Origin of the sequence: Algoriphagus ratkowskyi (genome assembly GCF_002150505.1) — a bacterium.
In the GTDB taxonomy this organism is placed as follows: domain Bacteria; phylum Bacteroidota; class Bacteroidia; order Cytophagales; family Cyclobacteriaceae; genus Algoriphagus; species Algoriphagus ratkowskyi.
In genome coordinates this window covers 118245-139438 of sequence record NZ_MSSV01000002.1, presented here as the reverse complement: position 1 = coordinate 139438, position 21194 = coordinate 118245, and the positions used below count along the sequence as shown (strand labels likewise).

The window sequence follows — 21194 nt, the reverse complement described above, 5'->3', positions numbered from 1 at the left end:
CTTTTAGAGGTTAGAATCCCAGGTTTAAAGTAACGAAATAGCTCTGTACACCCGGAAATCCTAGTCCGGTGAATCCTACAGCATTACCACCTGCGCCTGCTGAGAAGGACTCAGGGTCAAATCCATCCCAAGGTGTGGAAAGGATAATATTGTTTGCTGCCAAAGCAATTCTTGCAGTTCTAAATGGTGTTTTATTAAGTACCTCTGGTTGTAAATTATAAGCCAGTGTGATATTTCTAAGCTTGATATAGCTGGCATCATTTACAAAATTCTCTGAAGATCCTCTGTAATTATTTCTCCAATATCCAGCACCATAATCCACTCCATCAGGGCCTTTACCTTGACCAAGCCATACAGGTTTTGTGTTTTGTGATCCATCAGCTAAAACTCCTGGAAATACTACAGTTTCATTTCTTCTTTCGGCATCTTCTTGCTTTCCAAACGCGGAAAGGAAGTTGCCAAATTGATTATACTGCTCTAACCCAGTTCTGAAATCAACCAAGAAGGAGAATTCAAATCCCTTGTAATTGAATTGGTTTTTCAAGCCTCCAAATAATTTAGGGACTGCATTTCCTAGTATAAGCTGATTGCCATTTCTTAAAGGGAACCCATTACTTGCAATTACCTGCGGAAGGCTTCTGTCTAGAAATTCAGATTCTGGATCAGCTCCAGCTCTCACATAAGATGCGCCATATATATTACCATAAGATTGACCTTCTTTAAGAATCATAGTTACTGTCGCTGATGCATAACCATACTGCGAACCAATTACAATCTGATCTATACCTTCACGGATACTTTTCACCTCATTATTGTTAGTAGTAAGGTTAGCAGTTACATCCCAACGGAAATCGCCTCGCTCAAGAGGAGTTCCACCAATGACGAATTCAAATCCTTTATTCTCGATCTCTCCTGCATTTGTGATGTAGGATGAAAAACCTGTTGCATCGGAAATAGGAACTGGAATGATTTGATCTTTTGAGTTGGACTTATAGTAAGTCACATCCAAATTCAACTTATTGTTAAAGAATGCCAGTTGAGTTCCAAACTCAACGGAGGTTGTTCTCTCTGGTTTCAAGGCAGGATCTCCGAAAGTAGAGTTTTTAGAGAATCCTACTTGACCGTTCAATGGGAAAACAGATGGAGAAACAAAAGTTGCTCCTAAGATGTGAGGATTGGTATCCTTACCTACCTGCGCCCATGATGCTCTAAGCTTTCCGAAGGTAAACCAAGATGGCATGTCAAAATTTTCACTGAACACATAACCTAAGCTTACAGATGGATAAAAGAAGGAATTATTTTCCTTAGGTAGGGTAGAAGAGATGTCATTTCTTCCTGTTACGTTTAAGAACAGAAAGTTTTTGTAATCAACCATCAAGTCACCATAAAAACCTACCAATCTGCGGACACTTTTTCCCTGACTAGCGAAAATCTGAGTTGTATTACTTAGGTTATAAAATCCTGGAATTACAAACTCTTTCCCAGTAGCAGTAATTCTGTCGTATTTTCTTTGAAAAATATCATTACCTACCCTTAATTGTGTGTTCCAACTTTCGTTCCATTGTTTTTTCAAAGTGATGTAGAAGTTGGAGTTCAGGTCTTTGCTGTTGATTCTTGTTTCTTCTAAAAACCCTATATCATCCAATGCTTGTTCACCAACAATCCCCATCGGACCCGGAGTGATTTCTGTTCGGCTATCACTGTAGAAGTCAGTTCCCAATCTATAGGAGAACATCAACCAATCCGTTGGACTATAATTGAAATTGATATTACCGATTACTCTATTTACATCATCCTCATAGGTGGCAAATCTAGCATCGTAGATTGGGTTGGTGTTACCATAAGTTTTCATGGTGCCATCTTCATTAATGTAATCAGTGACATCTGTTGATTCTGACCAATACATCATCCGTTCAAGAAATCTGTCGTGAGGGACTCTATTTCCTCCGGAATTACTGTAATTGATCGATCCTGAGAAGTTAAATTTCTCACTTGCGGTGACTGTACCAGAAAGTTTTGCAGTAGTTCTTTCCCAATTGGAGAAAGGTATAATTCCTTCTTGATCTAATCGGCCAAAAGACCCGTAAAAGGTAGCCTTATCATTTCCGCCTGATACACTTAAGTTATTGTCAAAAGTTTTCCCGGTATTGAAGGCATTAGTCCAATTATCCTGAAAAACATAATTAGGGTCATTTTCTTCAGCAAAACTAGCTCCCCAAGAAGGCCAAAAGCTGCTGTCATCTCTAACTCCACTAAATCCTTGACCATATTCATCTTGCAGTGCTGGCTTCTTTACGAGCTCATCCATGCCAAATGAACTAGAGAAGTTTACTTGGACTTGTCCTGACTTACCTTTTTTGGTTGTAATAATTACCGCACCATTTGCTGCACGTACACCATATAAGGCTGTAGCCGCAGCACCTTTCAATACGGACATAGTCTCTATGTCATTCGGATTGATATCGGCAATTCTGTTGGTCATTCCTCTAGGAGTCCCAGCAGACTCGACTGTAGAGTTGTCCACAGGAACACCGTCTACTACAAATAATGGTTGATTATCTGCATTAGGGTCGAGTGAATTGATCCCGCGTATAATAATCCTAGCAGATTGTCCTGGTGCGCCACCAGAATTAGTTACCTGGACTCCAGCAACCTGCCCCTGTAGCGCATTGACTACATTCACTTGTTTAGTGGCTGTGATCGCCTCTGAGTCTATGCTTTGAGCTGCATATCCTAAAGATTTTTTCTCCTGAGAAATACCAAATGCTGTTACGATAAATTCATCAAGATCAGATGCTGAAGTAGCCAAGACTACATCAAGTATAGTAGCAGAACCTACAGGCAGGCTTTTGGAATCAAAGCCAATAAAAGAGAAAACCAATACTGATTTTGCGTTTGGAACATTAATGCTATAAAATCCATCAATGTCCGTCACAGTGCCAGTATTGGTACCTTGGATCAAAATACTAGCACCAGGAAGCGGTTTCCCGTCTTCTTGGGCTATTACTTTTCCTTTTACAGTTTGCTGGGCATACAGGGGTATGCTAACCAGAATCCCTAAAAGAAAAAGCAAGGTCATTACGTAGTTTTTCTTCATGTGTATATTGGTTTAAATTTATAATGCTGTTTTTTACTGCTCAATAGTACTTTAAGGTCTATCCATAATTAGGTAAGAATCAATTACAGAAATGATCTAAAACTGTAAAAAATCAAATTTCTTATTAGTAAAACTTCCGTTTTATTCAATTAATTATGAGTTGAAATCATCTATTGATAGCTTAATTTAATGAGAATAGATGTGATAATTAAATTTAACCAATCAATTTTTCACAATACATTTATGATTTATTCGAACTAATAGGGAGATAAATTTGCAATATTCTGCTTTTTTCTGGGTTCAAATAGAGCAGAATGCAGAATTTTTAATCAAAAAAAATCCCTTGATAAAGTACCAAGGGATTTAAATTAAAGCGGATTATTTATAAAAGATTTTCTATTAACTACAGGTTAATTGACATCCCACCAGACTTTTCCGTATAGACTTTCGGGTCCTCCGAATTGTCTTTGAACAGCCTCGTTGTAGTTGTCTGTATTGTTAAACTGCTCAGTTTCTATATAGATTTGCCTATTTGGTACATCGGATCCGCCAGGTGACACCATATTATTTGGATAGCCCGTTCTACGATATTCTGCCCAACCCTCATAGCCGTGCATGAAAAGGTGAACCCATCGCTGAGTAGCGATTTGCTCCATAGCCATTGCTGGGGAATATGCGATTTCTGGTTGAGTCATGAAATTATTGAGTGTGCTCTTATCAGCTCCCCATTGATCCATAGATGCTACGATTGCCTTTTTGTAATTGTCTTCTGCTGAAGCATCACCACCGGAAATCCAGCCGCGCTTAGCAGCTTCTGCTTGTGCAAAAAGAGCTTGAGCATAAGTTACTAAATAAATAGGGGCATCTTGAGCATGAATAGCTTTACCTAGAAGAGCATACTTTTCGGTGTCAATATTGACAGTTTCTCCAAAAACCAATCCTGTATATTTTCCATCCGTACGATTTGGAGCAGCATAAACCATGAGTCTAGGATCAGAGACAGGCTTCATTTTATCCATCAAAGTTTCACTAATTGCCCACCATTCTCTTCCCTGAAGGTCAATTTGATTATACCAATAATTTTGATTGTTGGCATCTGCCAAATGTTTAAACACTAAATTTCCACTATTGGAAGTAATTACGCCGGCTTGCAAAGCTGCAGCAAACTTTTCTTTCCCTAATGTGGGATTAACTTCAGAAAGGCGAAGTGCCATTAACATTTTCAGGGTGTTAGCTAGTTTTGACCATTTCGTCATATCACCATTGAAAATTATGTCATTGGTAATACTACCTGAGACTATTTGACTCGTAGCTTCATCAAGGACCTTGAACAAATCCGTATAAATGGATTCCTGTGAATCATAAGCTGGAGTGAAATTGTCTGCTCCCATTAATGCCTGGGTGTAGGGAATGTCTCCCCATCGATCAGTTAGATGCCAGATATAATACGATTTCAGGATCTTTGCAACCGCAAGCTGATTAGGCACTGGACCTTCCACTCCACTGAGATCATCAGCAGTAAGTACAGTCTCCAAATTCATTAAGGGTCCTTGGTACCAACCATAGAAGCTTGTTGATGATTGTGGGTAAAGTGATGCATTTACATACTGAGTTTCACTCAAATATTGAGACATGAACTCTCCTTGTGGAGAGGAACTGAGCCCAGATAGTGATAACATAGCATTGGCAATCAGCTGTGTTCCAGAAGCCTGACTTGGTACGTTTGGATTGATGTTGATATTATCATCGAAATTGTTACAGCCTACCAATACAAGGGCTGCAACGATCATTATATTTAATTTTTTCATGATTTCTGTAATTAGAATGTAACGTTAAGATTGAAACCAAACGAACGTACACTTGGCAATTGACCCGATTCATACCAGCCTATTGCTTGTGAACCAGTAGATAGCTCGGCTGGATTGATTCCTTTAGGAGCATTTTGGAAAAGCATTCCCAAATTTCTACCAACTAGTGCAAGTCTTACATTTTCCACAGGCAGTTTAGCGTATTGAGCTTTTGAGAAATTGTAGCTCAAGCTAACTTCTCTCAATCTGATGAAAGAAGCGTCATACAACCAATCTTCGTAGATTCTTCGAGCCACTACGCCGTAATAAGCTTTTGCATCAACAAAGGCTGTCACCTCTTCTCCAGTCTCCGCTGAAATTCCTTCTATTCTCACGCCACCACCTTCTGCAAGTGGATCTCTGACATTCATTCCATTTTCATTAGTAGCTGCAGATAGTGGATCCAATCCAGTTCTTACGGCAAGCATTTTTGATCTGGAGAAAAACTGACCACCAGCTTGGAAATCAATCATGGCTGCCAATTGGAAGTTTTTATAATTTAAGACGTTTTGAAAACCTCCATTAAAGTCAGGTAAAACTGTTCCGAAATCATGAGTAGCATCCGTATAAAGCGGTAAATTATTGCCTCCTAAAAGGATTTTACCTGTGGCTTCGTCTCTTTTGTATGCTTGACCCACCAAGCTTCCAAATGGTTTGCCAACGTAGGAATTCAAATAACTGGTTGTAGAAGAATATGTCGTGCTTCCATATTGATACACGTCTATACCCGGATATAGCTCCACTACTTCATTTCTGTTTCTACTAACATTGAATGACATATCCCAGCTGAAGTTGTCATTTCGGTATGGAGTAGCTGTAATGGCCAACTCAAGTCCTTTATTTACAATCTCACCAGCGTTAATAGTGGCAGATCCATATCCACTCGTTCCAGAAACATCTAAGTTTAGGATTTGATTCTCATTTCTTTGATTGTAATAAGTAAAGGATAATCCTACTTTTCCCTCATAAAATTTGAAATCCACACCAGCTTCATAAGAATGAGCAAATGAAGGCTTGATATTAGGATTGTTCAAGTTATCAGGAACAGAAAGTGTATTCACAGTAGAGGATCCAGTATAAGTACTTCCCACATTAAAGAAGGAGGTTGTGCTATAAGGATTCAAATCAGAACCTGCTTGAGCGTAGCTAAGTCTGAGTTTACCAAGTGTCATTACGTCAGATTTGATCCACTCGCTAAATACCAATGATGTAGAAATAGATGGGTACCAATACGAGTTGTTTTCAACTGGAAGTGTACTAGAATTGTCATTTCTTATGGAAGCATCTATGAAATAGGTGTTGTTATATCCTAAAGAAACCATTGCGTAAGCACTTTTGATTTGTTTGTTTTGCTGATATGAGGTTGTAGATGGTCTATCTATTGATGCATTAATATTATAGAATCCTGGTGATGTAAGACCACCCACTGTCGCCATAGATAGGTAAGAATAGTCTCTGTCATAAAAATTTCCACCAACATTTGCATCCAATGAGAATTTATTCCAAACCTTATTGTATTGGGCCAAAAACTCATAATTCATTTCTGTGTTTTGATATTTTCCTATAGAATATCCCGGGTTACCCGTTCCTCCAAATGATGCTCTGGAGTTAATGTTTTGTGTATACATGTCAGATCTGACAAATGCACTTACTTTTAACTCTGGTAAAATTTGGTATGAAATACCTACATCCCCGAAGAATCGATCTCTATTATCATCGCTAAAGTTTTCATTAGCTAAGAAATAAGGATTTGCCCAATAGAGGGGATTGAAATTTGTGATTTCTCCTGTGGAAGTGCTTGGTCTTCTTAAATTCCAGTTTAGGAATGTACCATCATCATACTTATAGTCTTTAAGTCTATTCATATCCATAGATCTTTGGAACCATTGTCCCAAATATCTTGAACCATCTTCAGAACCTTGCCCAGGCCTGCGGCCATTGTTTGCAGCATAGTTAACATTAGTCGTTACCTTAAGCTTTTTAGTAAGATCAACCCCTAAGCTAACTCCCACATTATTTCTTTTCAACGAGGTATTAGGCTCAACCCCTTGAATTCTAGTGTCATTTACACTAACTCGGAAGTTGGAATTGGCACCACCACCAGTAATAGTGACTCCATTGTTTACGTTTGTACCTGTTTCGTAATAGTCTCTGATATTATCTGGATAAGACACGAAAGGCGTCAACTGACCAAAAGTAGGGTCCTGAGGATAGAAACTCATAACCTGACGAGCCAATGTTCCGTCAGTTTTTGGTCCCCAGCTTTCATCTACAGACATATCAACATATTTGTCACCATTAGGAAGTGTTCTCCAAGTTTGGCTGGAGCCTCCACCATATTGATTCTGATAGGGCATTAGGTTACTTACTTTATCTACAAATACTGCAGAGCTCAATTCCACTTTTACATCTGAACCTTTCTTACCCTTTTTGGTAGTTATCATAATCACACCATATTGTCCTCTGATCCCATAAAGTGCTGAAGCAGCGGGGCCTTTCAATACGTTGATTGTTTCTATGTCCTCAGGGTTAATATCCTGACCAAGATTACCGTAATCCTGTCCAGATGAACCGGAGAAATTAGAGTTTGAGATCGGGGTGCCGTCGATAACCATCAATGGTTCGCCTCCTCCTGAAATGGAGTTAACCCCTCTGATTTTGATTTTCTGAGTCCCACCCATACTTGCTCCGGATGATCCTGTGACTTGTACACCTGCTATTTTACCAGAAAGTGAACCTAGTACGTTTTGTTCTTTCGTGTACGTTAGGTTTTCACCTTTCACTTCCTGAGTCGAGTAACCGATTGATCGCTCATCTCGGGTGATTCCAAGCGCAGTCACCACTACTTCACCCAGCTGAGAAATATCTTCTCCTAAGATGATGTTGATTTCAGCGGAATTGCCTACTATTTTTCTTTGGGTTGTATATCCTATAAAGGAATACACCAGAACTGATTCAGATCCGGGTACGGAGATGGAGTAGTTTCCATCCAAGTCAGACACAGTTCCTGTGGAGGAACCTTGAACGACTATGCTTACGCCAGGAAGTGGTGCACCATCTTCTTGGGCGGATACTTTACCTTTTACAGTTTGCTGGGCATACAGCGGTATGCTGACCAGAAACCCCAAAAGAAAAAGCAATGTTATTGCGTAGTTTTTCTTCATGTGTTTGTTAGTTATAATATATTAATTGGTTTGCTGTTTTATTTGATATATGGCAAATTACTGAACTGTTTAGAATGTTTTTGGAGCTTAAGTGGCGCGTTGTCAGTGTGCTAGCTCCTTATTAATTGCTTAAATTTTAAAACTCTGGCATACTATTGCAGGTCTAATAGCTGCTTCAATATTCATCACTCATATCGAAAATAACTGATAATCCTGCTTAATTTGGTTAATCTACCTAGCATAACATCTTAAATTAAGAATAATGAATCAGTTATTTTAATCTTAATCAGCTGATTTTTAACAAATCTCTAAATATTTTTTTAAGCCTAAATAAAATTGTTCTTGCGTGTTTTTGCGGTATTGCAATTTTGATACCCGCAATAGTGAGCTATAATGCTGGAGATGAGAGCAAAAAAAAGACTGCCCCGTGTGAGGCAGTCTTTTAATAGTTGAAAAGTAGGAGGGTATTAATTAACCTCATTAATTTTAGTGATAGTTTCAGTTACCACTTTTTCCCGGTTTTCATACCTGATTTCTTTTTTGACCTCTACTTTTCCTGACATAGTATCGAGGTGAGGTTTTTGACTGATATGAGGGGCTATAATCAGTGCTACGATAGACATCAATTTGATCAAAATGTTCATAGATGGTCCAGAGGTATCTTTGAATGGATCACCTACCGTATCTCCAGTGACAGAAGCTTTATGTGGTTCAGATTTTTTATAATACATCTCACCATCGATCTCTACACCTTTTTCAAAAGACTTCTTTGCATTATCCCAAGCGCCACCAGCATTGGACTGGAACATTCCCATCAATACTCCGGAAACTGTCACACCTGCAAGTAATCCTCCAAGCATCTCTGCAGAAGAAACCTGCTCAAAAACACCTTGAAAACCAAATCCAACTATAAGAGGAGTGATCAAAGCGATAGCTCCTGGAAGAAGCATCTCGCGAAGAGAAGCTTTGGTAGATATCTCCACACACTTATCGTATTCTGGTTTGGCTTTGTATTCCATGATCCCTGGAATCTCTCTGAATTGGCGCCTTACTTCATTCACCATTTCCATAGCTGCTCGACCGACAGCGGCAATAGCCAAGGATGAGAAAATGTATGGAATCATACCACCCACAAAAAGAGCAGCTAAAACTGGGGCTTTGAAAATATCAATCGCATCAATCCCTGCCACACCCACAAATGCTGCAAATAGCGCAAGTGAAGTCAAAGCAGCAGAAGCAATTGCAAAGCCTTTGCCTGAAGCTGCTGTAGTATTACCCACGGCATCCAAGATATCTGTACGTTCTCTCACTTCTTCCGGCAGTTGACTCATCTCTGCGATACCACCAGCATTATCCGCTATCGGGCCAAAGCCGTCAATCGCAAGTTGCATAGCGGTAGTCGCCATCATACCTGCTGCAGCGATTGCTACTCCATATAGTCCAGCGAAAGCGTAGGAACCCATGATTCCACCTGCCAAAACTAGGATAGGGAGAACTGTTGATTCCATTCCGACTGCTAGTCCTGCAATGATATTGGTAGCATGTCCAGTAGCAGATTGCTTGATAATTGATTGCACAGGTCGCTTACCCATAGCTGTATAATATTCTGTGATGATACTCATCAGAGTTCCTACTACTAAGCCAAGTATGATTGCATAGAACACATCCATGTTAGTAAAGTCATATCCTCTAATCGACAAGGTCTCAGGAAGCATATATTTCACTACAAAAAATGAAGCAATACCCGTGAAAACTATAGATGACCAGTTGCCCATGTTCAGTGCATGCTGCACATCTCCTTTATCATTTTTGATAGTCACGAAGAACATTCCCATGATAGAGAATACAATCCCCAAACCTGCCAAAACCATTGGAAGTAGGATAGGAGCGATTCCTCCAAAATTATCTATTGATACAATCTCACGTCCCAATACCATGGTAGCAAGGATCGTAGCTACATAAGAACCAAATAAATCAGCGCCCATTCCTGCTACGTCACCTACGTTGTCACCGACATTATCAGCTATTGTTGCAGGATTTCTGATATCATCTTCCGGGATACCAGCTTCTACTTTTCCTACCAAATCGGCCCCGACATCAGCAGCTTTAGTATAAATACCACCACCTACACGCGCAAAAAGTGCAATAGACTCAGCTCCTAATGAAAAACCTGCAAGAACTTCAAGTGCTTTTTCCATTTCCAAACCATTCACTCCTGCACCAGCAACGTTCAGAACATACATATTGTAAAATAAGATAAACAAGGAACCGAGTCCCAATACTGCCAATCCAGCAACGCCAAGTCCCATGACAGAGCCTCCGGTGAAGGATACCTTAAGGGCATGTTTCAAACTAGTTCTAGCAGCTTGAGTGGTACGCACATTCGCTTTGGTAGCGATGTTCATTCCTATATATCCTGCTAAGGCTGATAATACAGCTCCGATAAGGAAGGAAATAGCAATCACAGGACTTGATGTCTCAACGGACATTCCTGACCATATCAATAGAATTACGGCAATAACTGCAAAATAGGAAAGTACTTTCCATTCGGCTTTCAAAAATGCCATTGCTCCATCAGCTATATAGCCTGCAAGCTCTATCATGTTTTCGTCACCTGTTTCCTGCTTAGTCACCCAGGCAGATTTAATGGCCATCACGATCAGGCCCACCAGCCCCAGCGCGGGGACTGCATAAATTAAAGCTTGTTCCATAAAGTAAGTCGAACTGTTATTTTGAAAATGTTAATTGAGCAAATATATAACTTCTACATTACTGACCAATTACAAAATGTTATGTGCTATACTGCTGTTTTTGCAAGATTTATTAATGATTGTGTAATGAAATCCTGCTTTAAATTCCATATTCTAGAAAAGATTTTGGTTTAGTTGAAGAAATGTAAATTGAGAACACAATTCGAGTTCTCACGATTTGTAATAATTCTTTGAGGTGTGAAATGTTATTGTTCTTATAGAATCCCAATGTTTTTATAGCCTAGTTGCTGATGTATTTATTTCAATTGGCTAAAATTCAAGAGCTTAAATGTTACTAATTCAATATAAATAGTAAATTAGTTTTCTTTAAACTTGAATAATCTATAAAAAACCTGTGGATAGAAATCTAGATAACTTTGAAATCATCATTAGAAAAATGTTTGAAGAGCAATTAAATCCAGACGTTTGCTATCATAACCTAGAGCATACCTTATCTATAGTAGATCGGGTGCGGGAGATCGGGTTGTATTATAAACTAGAAAAGTCAGAGTTGGAGGAAGTGTTTTTTTCTGGCTGGTTGCATGATGTTGGTTATTGGAATGGAAAGGCACTTGAACATGAGCTCAGAGGAGCAGAATTTGCTCAAACATTTTTGCAGGAGTTAGGGCTTACGCAAAAGAGAATAGATAATATCTGCAGGGCAATACTTGCTACCAAAGTTCCACAACAGCCCAGTAATCTTTTTGAGTCAATTTTATGCGATGCTGACCTGTATCATTTGAGCTCGGATCAATGTTATGCGCAGACCTTGCTACTGAAGCAGGAATTCGAGCAGTTAAACGAGCAAAAAGTAGATCTTTTAGATTGGTTGAGAAACTCTGAGAAATTCATGGTGGATCACCAATACCATACAACTTATGCTCTCAAGTTTTTTAAGCCTGGTAAAGACAAGAATCTGAAATTTCTTAAGTCTCAAATTGACAAATTATCTAAAGCCGCAATTTGACTTTTTAGTAAGCCAACCCTCACAGGGTGTTTATTCTAGGTTGTTTAATCTGATAAGGATGACATTCATTTCATTGATGGTAGAATGGTCATAGTCGTACTTTTCCAAGACTCCCTCTTTTCCAAGTCTGCGACTGTTAACTTTGTCGTATTTTTATCCCAAATTATTCATTGACTCACTTATTTGGACTCCTCCGCCTGCTAGTGCATAATTCCAAAGTGAAGTAATGTTGTATGAATAACTCAGCATGAATGCGATTAACATGTAATGATTCGTCTGTGGTTAATCCTAAAAAAAAATGCATGATACTAAAACAACCATTATTGATGGAATTCTGAAAAATCAAAGGCTGTCTTCAAGCACAGATCCCATCATTTATTATATTAAAAATGTCCAAGAGGATTGCTTTATTTACTATACTGGCGGTTGGGAAAATGGATTTTGAATAGATTTCTACTAACGTTTCAGTTTTTAGATTTTTGATGTAAAACCTTATATCACCATCAAAAGTATCTTCAAGTTCGTTCACAATTGCTTTTAGATGAGGAGCATTGTCTGTCTGGGTAGTTAGGCCATTGGAATTAACCAAAATGATGAAGAAAAATATCAGTTATCTTTGCAAAAGCATGATTTGGGGAGATATGGTGTGTATTTGTGCAAATATATCTGAGGCAATTTTAAATGAAATATTTAAAATTCTAGAACATGAGTAAGGACATTTGGATGAGAGAGTCTTTTATTGGAGGAGTAAATTAAGGTAACTATGAAAATTGATGAAATATTAATTGCTGAATTTTTAGGATCTGCAGATAAAATCAAAGCTTACAGTCCAATAGTAAAGGCACTATGGTTTGATGGAAATGGCGATTGGGAAAAAGCCCATAATGAGGTAGATGGTCTTGATGGAAAGGCTGCCGCCAGAATTCATGCCTATCTGCACAGAAAGGAAGGAGATCAATGGAATGCGGACTATTGGTATAGGAGAGCGGGTGAGCCTTGTCCAGATATGACCCTAGATGAGGAATGGGCTGAATTGCTTGGTCGATATTTGAATTAGTAAGGAAATTTTGTAACCAAAAGGACACTTGGTAGTTATGTCCTTATGAATTCATGCATTTTGCTAACGTATCTTTTTTTTATGGTGCCTCAGACCGGTAAAACCCTTGAAGACTTTCGGTGGAAAAACCGTTTGCTTATCATCAATTTTGAAAACTCAATTCTCGACTCCATTTTGGAGAGTTCCGAGAAGAAAATTGAGGAAAGGAAGCTCCTTCTAGTGGAGTTCAACAAGGATGAATTCATACAAACCTCCGGGGAGGATGAGATAGATTCCACTGGATTTCTGAAAGTCCTATCTCAAACAAGCTCAACAACCGAATGGGTGCTTATAGGACTAGATGGTGGTGTGAAAGCTTCAGGGACTTTTCAGGAATTTTCAATGAAGCAAGTATTTTCATTGATTGATCAAATGCCCATGCGCCAATCAGAAATACAGTCCAGAATCGAGGATAATAAATAAAATTTTCACTTTTTCATACCATAAATACCCTGTATAGGGTATGTTTTCATATAGATGAGATGGGTAATTTTGATGAAATATATAATCATCGACTTAGCTATGAAATTCTTTTACCTTTCTTCCAAACCAAATAATAAAGGGCTGCATGAGGTTCATGATCGAGATTGTGTCCTAATTCCTGATCCCTATGACAGGGATTACCTAGGTCCATATAATACAGGGAATGAGGCCTTGAGAAAAGCGCTGACACTGAAACAAGACGTGGATTTATGCGAGAATTGCTGTAAATCAGCCGGGCATTCTATTATTTCTAACGTATATAATTGAAAAACCCTTTTCAGGTCAGAAATTCATTTGTAGCTAAATCACTCTTAGAACTAGATTTAATCGTTGCCTCCGATAAAAAGTTATCGGAGGCAATTTTGTATAGTAGCTTTTTGACAACGTATATAATAGTCAATACGCCGCCACAGCAAAAGATGCTACAGTTCCATCTTGAGCGGAGCTAGCACCAGATATCCCAATAGATCCTATAATAGTTCCGTCTTTAAATATAGGCAATCCGCCTTCAATGGCCACAGCGTTTGGTAAGGTGACTATTCTAGTTCCTCCTTCTGCTTTCATTGCGTCTTCAAAGACTTTGGTTGGACGCTTGAAATAGACAGCAGATTTAGCTTTGGCTATAGCTACATCTATACTTCCAATTTGGACACCGTCCATTTTCCGAAGGGAAATAATATGGCCGCCAGCATCCATTATTACAATTACCATATTCCATCCTTCAGCCTTTGATTTGGCTTCTGCAGCATTCGAAATGCGAGTTGCGTCTTCCAGCGTTAAATAAGGTTGCATGTAGTCTTGCGCTTGAGTGATAATTGGAAAAAGAAGAAAAATGAGTAGTGCTAGTTTTTTCATGGGTACGAAATTAATGGAGATAGTAAATGTCATTGAAATTAGCGATTTTTTGGAGCTATAGCCAAAAGCATTATCTTGATAATCCTTTTAAAATTCAAACACCAAACCTATAACCTATGAGTTTTATCTCCAGAAGAACCACTTTGAAATCTCTCGCTCTCGGAGTTGGCGTGAGCATGAGTTCACCTTTTAGCGTATTATCATCTACTAAATCGCGCAAAGACAAACTTGGAGTAGCCTTAGTAGGTCTAGGGTATTATAGTAATGACTTATTGGCTCCAGCGCTTGAAAAAACAGAAAATTGCTACCTGGCTGGAATTGTGACTGGCACTCCTTCTAAGGCAGCAGTTTGGAAAGCTAAGTACAGGATTCCAGAAAAGAATATTTACAATTATGAAACCTTCGACACTATTGCTGAGAATCCAGATATAGATGTAATATATATAGTATTACCACCTTCAATGCACAAGGAATATGTGATACGCGCAGCCAAGGCAGGCAAGCACGTCTGGTGTGAGAAGCCTATGGCTGTGACAGTAGAGGATTGTCAGGCAATGATTGATGCCTGTAAGCAAGCGAATGTCTCTCTGTCGATAGGCTACAGATGCCAGCATGAGCCGAATACGCTGGCTTATCAGAAGATTGTACAAGAGAAAAGTCTTGGCAAGGTAATGGGGCTGGATTGTGCAGCTGGCTACAGGGAAAATCGTACTGACCACTGGAAACAAAAGGCTGAGATGGGTGGAGGAGTGATCTACGATATGGGTGTTTATGCGATCCAGGGAGCTAGACTTGGTTCGGGTATGGAGCCTATTGCAGTTAATTCTGCCAAAGTATGGACCGAACGTCCAGCTATTTACAAGGATGGGCTCGGTGAAATAGTGGAAGCTGAGCTGGAGTTTCCAGGAGGAGTGATCGGGACAATTAAAACTTCATTTGGGGACAATATGAATTTTCTCACTATTAACTGTGAAAACGGAATGATAGAGATGGCACCTTTTTCTGCATATGCCGGCAACAAAGGGCAAAGCCCATTGGGAGAAATTAATTTTCCATTTCAACTTCCAATGGAGCAGGTCTGGCAAATGGATAATGATGCACAAACAATTATGGAACGCAAACCTCAAGCTGTGCCTGGAGAGGAAGGACTTCGTGACATTCGAATTGTTGAAGCTATATTAGAGTCTGCGAAAACGGGCAAGAGAATACTGATATAGACAAGTCTAGTCCTTTTAGGTAGCCAATATCCCAATCTGGGGAGGATAGAGTCATTTTTCAAAAGCACATTAAACGTAATGTTAAGTAAGAAATATTGCTAAAAGTTGAAAAAAATGAGTGTTTTGATGAAAACATCATTTTTCTGCACTAAAAATTAAAAATAAACGTCAAAAGACTTCTTAAGGCACTATAAATGATGTTTATTGTATTCAATTACATTTTATAACCAACCAAAAAACGATTATGAGCAGACACCAAGAAGTAAAAGATTTGGTCGATTCTTTAGAAGCAGACTTTGCAAAGTTCTACGAAAATGGCAACAAAGCAGCTGGTACTAGAGTAAGAACAGGCATGCAAGCCATCAAAAATCTTGCACAAGAAATCAGAGCTGAAGTTACAGCAAAGAAAAACGAGACTAAATAATTCAATTTAGTATAGTACAATAAAAGCCCCGATAGAATTTTCTATCGGGGCTTTTTGATTTACTGGCAAAAAACAAACATGATTTGATCTAAGGGGATTGCTTAAGTGGAAAGCGAAACTAGATTCAAAAAGGACGTGAATAACTTAAAAAGAATAGATCTGATGATATCCTTGAATAAGGGTAAACTTCAATTCTAGCTTAAAATGACTCATTAATATTGAGGTAAAAACCCGAGTTCCCCTTTTGACCAAAGCCGTAATCAGCCGAAATAGTGGTTCTATTTTCTTTGTTGATCATTACTCGAAATCCTAAACCATAGCCAGGATTGATCTTTGCAAATAAGTTTTCTTTCGTTAGTTTACTTCCAAAACTTGCAGCATTTACGAAAACTGTCCCGCCAAAGGTCTCCTTGTTTTTTTGCAGCGGAAATCTATATTCCGCCTCCGAATAGACCATATTTTCTCCTCTAAATCGTCCTTGAGAGTACCCTCGGCCTGCGCGTCCAAACATATCATAGCCTATGGAAGGTAATGCCATATAGGGTAGGTGGCCTGATACTAGAAAATTGCCATAACTCCATACCGCCAATAAATGACGTTTTCTGGTTTGACTCAATGGAAAGTAATGCCGATAATCGAGTAGGAGAGTGGAAGAAGATTGATTTGATCCCAAAAATTCAGGATTGATTTTAAAAGAGATTAACGCAAAGTTGGTTTCATAAGGAGATACTGCAAGGTCCCGGTTTTCCATCACAGCATTCAAGGTAATTCCAGATACAGTGTTCTTATCTAAATTAATCCCCTTGCGCTGGTTGTAGTAGTCGTTTGAGAATGTAAGCTCCTTTGTAACTTCAGCATCCATAAAATTGTCAATTTTGGAATAGATATCTAAGTGATAGCCTACTCCTAAATAGAACTTAGAGGACGAGATACGTTTCAGAACAGTTTCGTAGAATCTTACCCAATTGTAATCCATTTGTTGCTCTCCCCACCACACTCCAGGTTGATTTGGGTTTTCTTGAGGTGAGTTGGGTGTGGAACTACCTAAGCCGAAAGTCGGCTGTGATGTAATGAAATAGCGCCAATCACCAACTAAAATCCAATTGTCATCTGCAAGGAAAATATTGCTTCTAGAGCTAATTAGCCACTGTTTTTTTGTAGTGTAGAGAAGATTTCCTACCAAGTTTGACAAATGAGTTCTTTCTGGATTGCCCATTCTCCAGGTAGCTGAGGGAGCAATGCCAAATAGCCAGCCATTTGCAGGATTTGAAGCGATAGCGGGTAATGGAATTAATTTGAAATCTCGAATCTGATTTGACTTATATACTATTGTGTCCTGGGCTAGGATAGGTGAGGAAATCCAAAAGAAAAGCAGAAAAATCGTGATGCGATTCATCAAAAAGATATGTCAAGTTGTAACCTGAATCTTATTTCATCGTCTTGAGCAAGTTCCTGATCCTGAAATTTAAATCGAGTAAGCTCAGTAGTTAGCTTGTTTTTATGGTCTGCAAAAAACCAGTTAAATGCTATAGCAGTTTCTCTTTGAATATTATTTGATATAGATAAGTCTGGTCTCACTTCAGCGTATCTAACTGCAATTTCCAAAGGTTCTGGCCAAAAGTTTAAGGTTTGATGGGCTAGATACCCGGCTGTTATGTAGAAGCCCCCGAGCAATGTTTCTTCTTCGTCAAAGTTGTCTAAGATATTTTTGCGATGAAATTCACTCGCCCAAGAAAAGCCCTTGTATATAAAAGCAGTCTCTAATTGATATTGATTTACGGTGTATTGCGAGTCGTTTGTTCCTTCAAAACCTGACAGATTTCCACCTCCTGATGTAGAGAAACGTGTATAAGGGCTTGTATTACTGATTGCTGCAATGGCTATAATCGCTGCAGGTTTTTGAGAAATAGTTAAGTCTCCTCCTGAGAAAGGTACTTCTCTTCCTAAGAAATTCCACTGAAATCTCCCAAAATACATCATTTTGGAATCATCATTTTGCGTAGCACCTCGCCCCATTCCTGTCAATGCGGCAGCCCAATAATTGAAGTTTGCGATCCCGCCACCATCAAGATTTCCATAAACTTCAACTCCTTGTTGTCTATCCACAGTGAATTTCCTGTTGAGTAGTGACCTGTCAACCATTTGCTGCTCCCCACTACTGATGAATCGCTCTCTTGTGAATTCTACTTTCCATTGACCGGCTTTGAAATTCAGCCAAGGCCATTTTTCGATCATCACTCTATAATCAAGGAGTAAACTTCTGGAAAGTTCATATTCAAAATAATATTTGAGCCAAGGTTGATAGGCATGTCCTCCTACTTTTAGTCGAGCTCTGTTGATTTTAAAAATCCGCTGATCCTGATTTGCAAAATCTGAGAATGTAATTGGATCCTGATCATCCGGTACTGCAAACCGTAGTTGTAATCTTGCTGCGATCTGCATCTCATATTTACCATCTTCAGACGCAAGTATAAATCCTTTGGAGGTGTGGTTAAGGAAAGTTTCTTTTTTCTCGGGATTGGTGAGTGTACTATCTAATTCTTGTGCAATTGTTGATTCTACTCTGAAAAAAATAACTAAACACAGTAATACAATTGTTGAGGAAATTCTGTGGTACACCTGAAACATAAATTAATAAGAAGAATTTAAAGGGCAAAGAACGCAAAAAGCATCGGGAATTTTTTGAATTTCCCGATGCTTTTCGACTAAATCAGCTAGCAAAATTTGTCTGAATACTTAAAGAAGACTTGTCGTCCAAGCTCAATCAGGTCCAAATTGGAACTTGATAACCTGTTTTGATTGTCTATTTCAACCATGAAATACCTTGCGATTTATGCAGCAAAATCCTTATCCTTGAAATCAGTTATATCCATTTCCTTTCCTGAATTCAATATTGTTTATTACGCTACAGTTGATGAAAATACTTTTTACTATTTAGCTAGAACCAATCATTAGCCTTTTGTGCCTTTTACTTTTTTACTACACGAATTTCAACCTTTCGATCTTTTTCTACTGTGCCTTTTGTCGAGCCTCTGACTATCAATCCTCCATTACTTACCGCAATTCTATCTTTGGCAATTTTGAAATAATCAGTTAACATTTGGGTAACTGCTGCTACTCTTTTTTCGGTAAGTGAGATATTATAAGCTACTGAGCCGGTATTGTCTGCAAAGCCTACGAGTTCCACGGCAACATTTGGATTTTTCTTCAAAAATTCTGCAATAGGGGTTAGTTTATCTCTCTCTAGATCTGATATGGAGTCCTCATTGATTCCAAAGTAAACTTCAACTTTGCTCTCATGAAGTAATGTCTCAACTGTTTTTTCTTGGATTTTTGTGACCGTGACAGTATCTACAATTCTTGGAATATTAGATAAGCTGTCGATCAATACAGAGTCCAGCGCAATTCTGGCACGTAGGATAGAATCATTTTGAGCAGAAGCATTAGCCATTTTCCTATCTCCACTGTTGCTAATAGCTGCTGTGGTAGTAGCCGTGGCGCCTACGAGCAAGGCATCTTTAAGAAGTTCATTATTTTCCTTATTCAGCCGCTCTTGCTTCTTGCTTGTGTTATCAACTAAAGTCCCATTGTAAGTTAATGCCTGAGGAATACTTTGTACAATTTCTTCGGCTCGAGCACGAGAAGCAAAAGCTATCATCATAGCTGAGTCTCGAGTTGCTTGTGATGAGAGCATATTCGCACGAAATTTGGCCATTTCCTCATCAAATTCACCTCTGGTCATAGTCTCTGGGTCACTCGTTTCTTTAGGTTTCGCTGCCATCGAGGAAGTGACAGTTGTTTGCGTAGCAGAGTCTATAGTGAGGACTGAGGGAGTACTAGAATAGAGAATTCTACTTACCTGACCTGGGTAAATAATTAATTCTTTCATCATTGAAACAGAATCTATTGAAACTTTAGGAGTGGTCTTAGTTTGCAAAGATTTTAGAGAATCTATTTTGAACTGATTTTCCTCAGCAGTCATGTTCAAGGTCTTTAATTTGCTTTGGGCAATTAATCTTTCTTCTTCCAGATTTTGAACAAGAGTCTGGGTCATTTCAGCAGATACACTCGTATCCTGCTTCGCATTAGACATTGTTTGATTTATTTCTACCAGTTCACATACAGCAGAAGCTAATTTTGCTCTTAGATGGGATTTACTGGTTCCAAGCGAGTCAATGGCAAAGTTAATTTGTGCCAATGAAGCAGAATCTAATTCTGATTTATTACCCTGAATACTTGATTGGTTGTAACCTGGTAGCTGGATAACTGTGAAGTAATTATTAGTCACTGGAAGATTACTCAGATCACGGTTGGCGGAGGAATCTTCTTTTACCATTTGAGCGTTTGAAAGCTCAGTAGGTATGTAAGTATAACGTTGGGTAATTACTGGTGGATTGAAAGACTTTTTGTTAGCTCCCAAACTGAACTTGATTCCCATTCCATGATATACATACCAGTCAGGATTTCCGTTTTCCATGCCTCGATATGGGTTGTCGGCTGTTACTCTATTAGTACCTGGCTTTGCTGCATAGCTTTGAAAAGCGTTATCATAAGAAGTTCTATATACTCCTGACACGTCATCAAGGTAATCAGTGTTGGTCATTTTGAAGTCTGACTGAGCGAATATTTCTATGCTTTTGGTGATCCGAAAACGTACGCCTAACCCTACGTTGGCATAGAAGGAAGTAGTCTCATAATTCGTAGAACTTTCAGTTCCTAAGGTGGAAAGATTTGTTTCGAACTTTCCGTCAGGGATTATACTTGGGTTGGTATAATTGTATCGATTTCCATTGGCATCCAAAAGATCTCCATGAACACTAAAGCTTAGTACGCCTGCGCCTAAGGTGAGGTATGGAGCAAAGAACGATTTGCCTGACAAGAGCCAGTTATTATCGGGTTTAAATACAAATGATAATCCTGCGTCATATACCTCTGTTTGGAAATTCAACGCCCGGTCAAATGAAGCACTCTCAGTAAATAAAGTACCGTCATTCTGTATCAGGCGGTCACTTGATCCGAATTGGTAACTGCCTCCAGTGAGCATCAAGCCTACAGAATTGCCGAGTGCATATTCTATCGAAATTTGATAAGAAAGCTGATCTGAATAGGTTTTGTAGTGCTTGTAATAATTAGTGACATCCTTGAAGTTATCCACTTTGAAAGGGCGAATGTCTCCATAGTAATTGGTCGTACCAGCACTGACACCAAATCTCCATTTGAAGCCATGCATTTGAGCCTGTGCAGAAAAAGCAAAAGCGAAAGCGAGAATTAATAAAGTTAGCTTTTTCATGTCT

Annotated in this window: 14 protein-coding genes; 6 read left to right on the top strand and 8 right to left on the bottom strand. The window is 38.9% G+C overall.

What is annotated here, in order from left to right:
- Window positions 1-10: 10 nt before the first annotated feature.
- From BVH02_RS02335 to BVH02_RS02320, 4 genes are all read right to left on the bottom strand, one after another.
- A complete protein-coding gene (locus tag BVH02_RS02335; protein WP_086498454.1) occupies window positions 11-3097 on the bottom strand; it encodes a SusC/RagA family TonB-linked outer membrane protein in 3087 nt (1028 codons plus the stop codon).
- 410 nt (window positions 3098-3507) lie between these two features.
- On the bottom strand, window positions 3508-4905 hold the full coding sequence (locus tag BVH02_RS02330) for a SusD/RagB family nutrient-binding outer membrane lipoprotein (protein ID WP_086498452.1): 1398 nt from the start codon (window positions 4903-4905) through the stop codon (window positions 3508-3510).
- 11 nt (window positions 4906-4916) lie between these two features.
- A complete protein-coding gene (locus tag BVH02_RS02325) occupies window positions 4917-8108 on the bottom strand; it encodes a SusC/RagA family TonB-linked outer membrane protein (protein WP_086498450.1) in 3192 nt (1063 codons plus the stop codon).
- Window positions 8109-8575: 467 nt separating this feature from the next.
- Window positions 8576-10819, bottom strand: coding sequence for a sodium-translocating pyrophosphatase (locus BVH02_RS02320; RefSeq protein ID WP_086498448.1), 2244 nt, complete (start codon window positions 10817-10819; stop codon window positions 8576-8578).
- Window positions 10820-11213: 394 nt separating this feature from the next.
- Here BVH02_RS02320 and BVH02_RS02315 point away from each other — a divergent pair, with 394 nt between their 5' ends.
- From BVH02_RS02315 to BVH02_RS02295, 4 genes are all read left to right on the top strand, one after another.
- Window positions 11214-11825 carry an HD domain-containing protein gene (locus BVH02_RS02315; RefSeq protein ID WP_086498446.1) on the top strand — a complete coding sequence of 204 codons (612 nt, stop codon included), beginning with the start codon at window positions 11214-11216 and terminating at the stop codon, window positions 11823-11825.
- 763 nt (window positions 11826-12588) lie between these two features.
- Window positions 12589-12882 carry a hypothetical protein gene (locus BVH02_RS02305; RefSeq protein WP_223271804.1) on the top strand — a complete coding sequence of 98 codons (294 nt, stop codon included), beginning with the start codon at window positions 12589-12591 and terminating at the stop codon, window positions 12880-12882.
- 81 nt (window positions 12883-12963) lie between these two features.
- Window positions 12964-13344 carry a DUF4174 domain-containing protein gene (locus BVH02_RS02300; protein ID WP_158093849.1) on the top strand — a complete coding sequence of 127 codons (381 nt, stop codon included), beginning with the start codon at window positions 12964-12966 and terminating at the stop codon, window positions 13342-13344.
- A gap of 99 nt (window positions 13345-13443) precedes the next feature.
- On the top strand, window positions 13444-13671 hold the full coding sequence (locus tag BVH02_RS02295) for a hypothetical protein (protein ID WP_086498962.1): 228 nt from the start codon (window positions 13444-13446) through the stop codon (window positions 13669-13671).
- A gap of 129 nt (window positions 13672-13800) precedes the next feature.
- On the opposite strand, the gene BVH02_RS02290 is transcribed toward BVH02_RS02295, so the two are convergent.
- Window positions 13801-14259 carry a GlcG/HbpS family heme-binding protein gene (locus BVH02_RS02290; RefSeq protein WP_086498441.1) on the bottom strand — a complete coding sequence of 153 codons (459 nt, stop codon included), beginning with the start codon at window positions 14257-14259 and terminating at the stop codon, window positions 13801-13803.
- 116 nt (window positions 14260-14375) lie between these two features.
- On the opposite strand from BVH02_RS02290, the gene BVH02_RS02285 reads away from it, so the two are divergent.
- On the top strand, window positions 14376-15476 hold the full coding sequence (locus BVH02_RS02285) for a Gfo/Idh/MocA family protein (protein ID WP_086498439.1): 1101 nt from the start codon (window positions 14376-14378) through the stop codon (window positions 15474-15476).
- A 244-nt stretch (window positions 15477-15720) separates the two neighbouring features.
- Window positions 15721-15900, top strand: coding sequence for a histone H1 (locus BVH02_RS02280; protein WP_086498438.1), 180 nt, complete (start codon window positions 15721-15723; stop codon window positions 15898-15900).
- A 199-nt stretch (window positions 15901-16099) separates the two neighbouring features.
- On the opposite strand, the gene BVH02_RS02275 is transcribed toward BVH02_RS02280, so the two are convergent.
- The 3 genes from BVH02_RS02275 to BVH02_RS02265 form a co-directional block, all read right to left on the bottom strand.
- Entirely contained in the window at window positions 16100-17296 is a 1197-nt protein-coding gene (locus BVH02_RS02275) for a BamA/TamA family outer membrane protein (RefSeq protein ID WP_086498436.1), read from the bottom strand.
- Window positions 17296-18528: a porin gene (locus BVH02_RS02270; protein ID WP_086498434.1), complete on the bottom strand. Its 1233-nt coding sequence runs from the start codon at window positions 18526-18528 to the stop codon at window positions 17296-17298. Before BVH02_RS02270 ends, BVH02_RS02275 begins: the two co-directional genes overlap by 1 nt.
- A gap of 340 nt (window positions 18529-18868) precedes the next feature.
- Window positions 18869-21190 carry an OmpA family protein gene (locus BVH02_RS02265; protein ID WP_086498432.1) on the bottom strand — a complete coding sequence of 774 codons (2322 nt, stop codon included), beginning with the start codon at window positions 21188-21190 and terminating at the stop codon, window positions 18869-18871.
- Window positions 21191-21194: the final 4 nt, after the last annotated feature.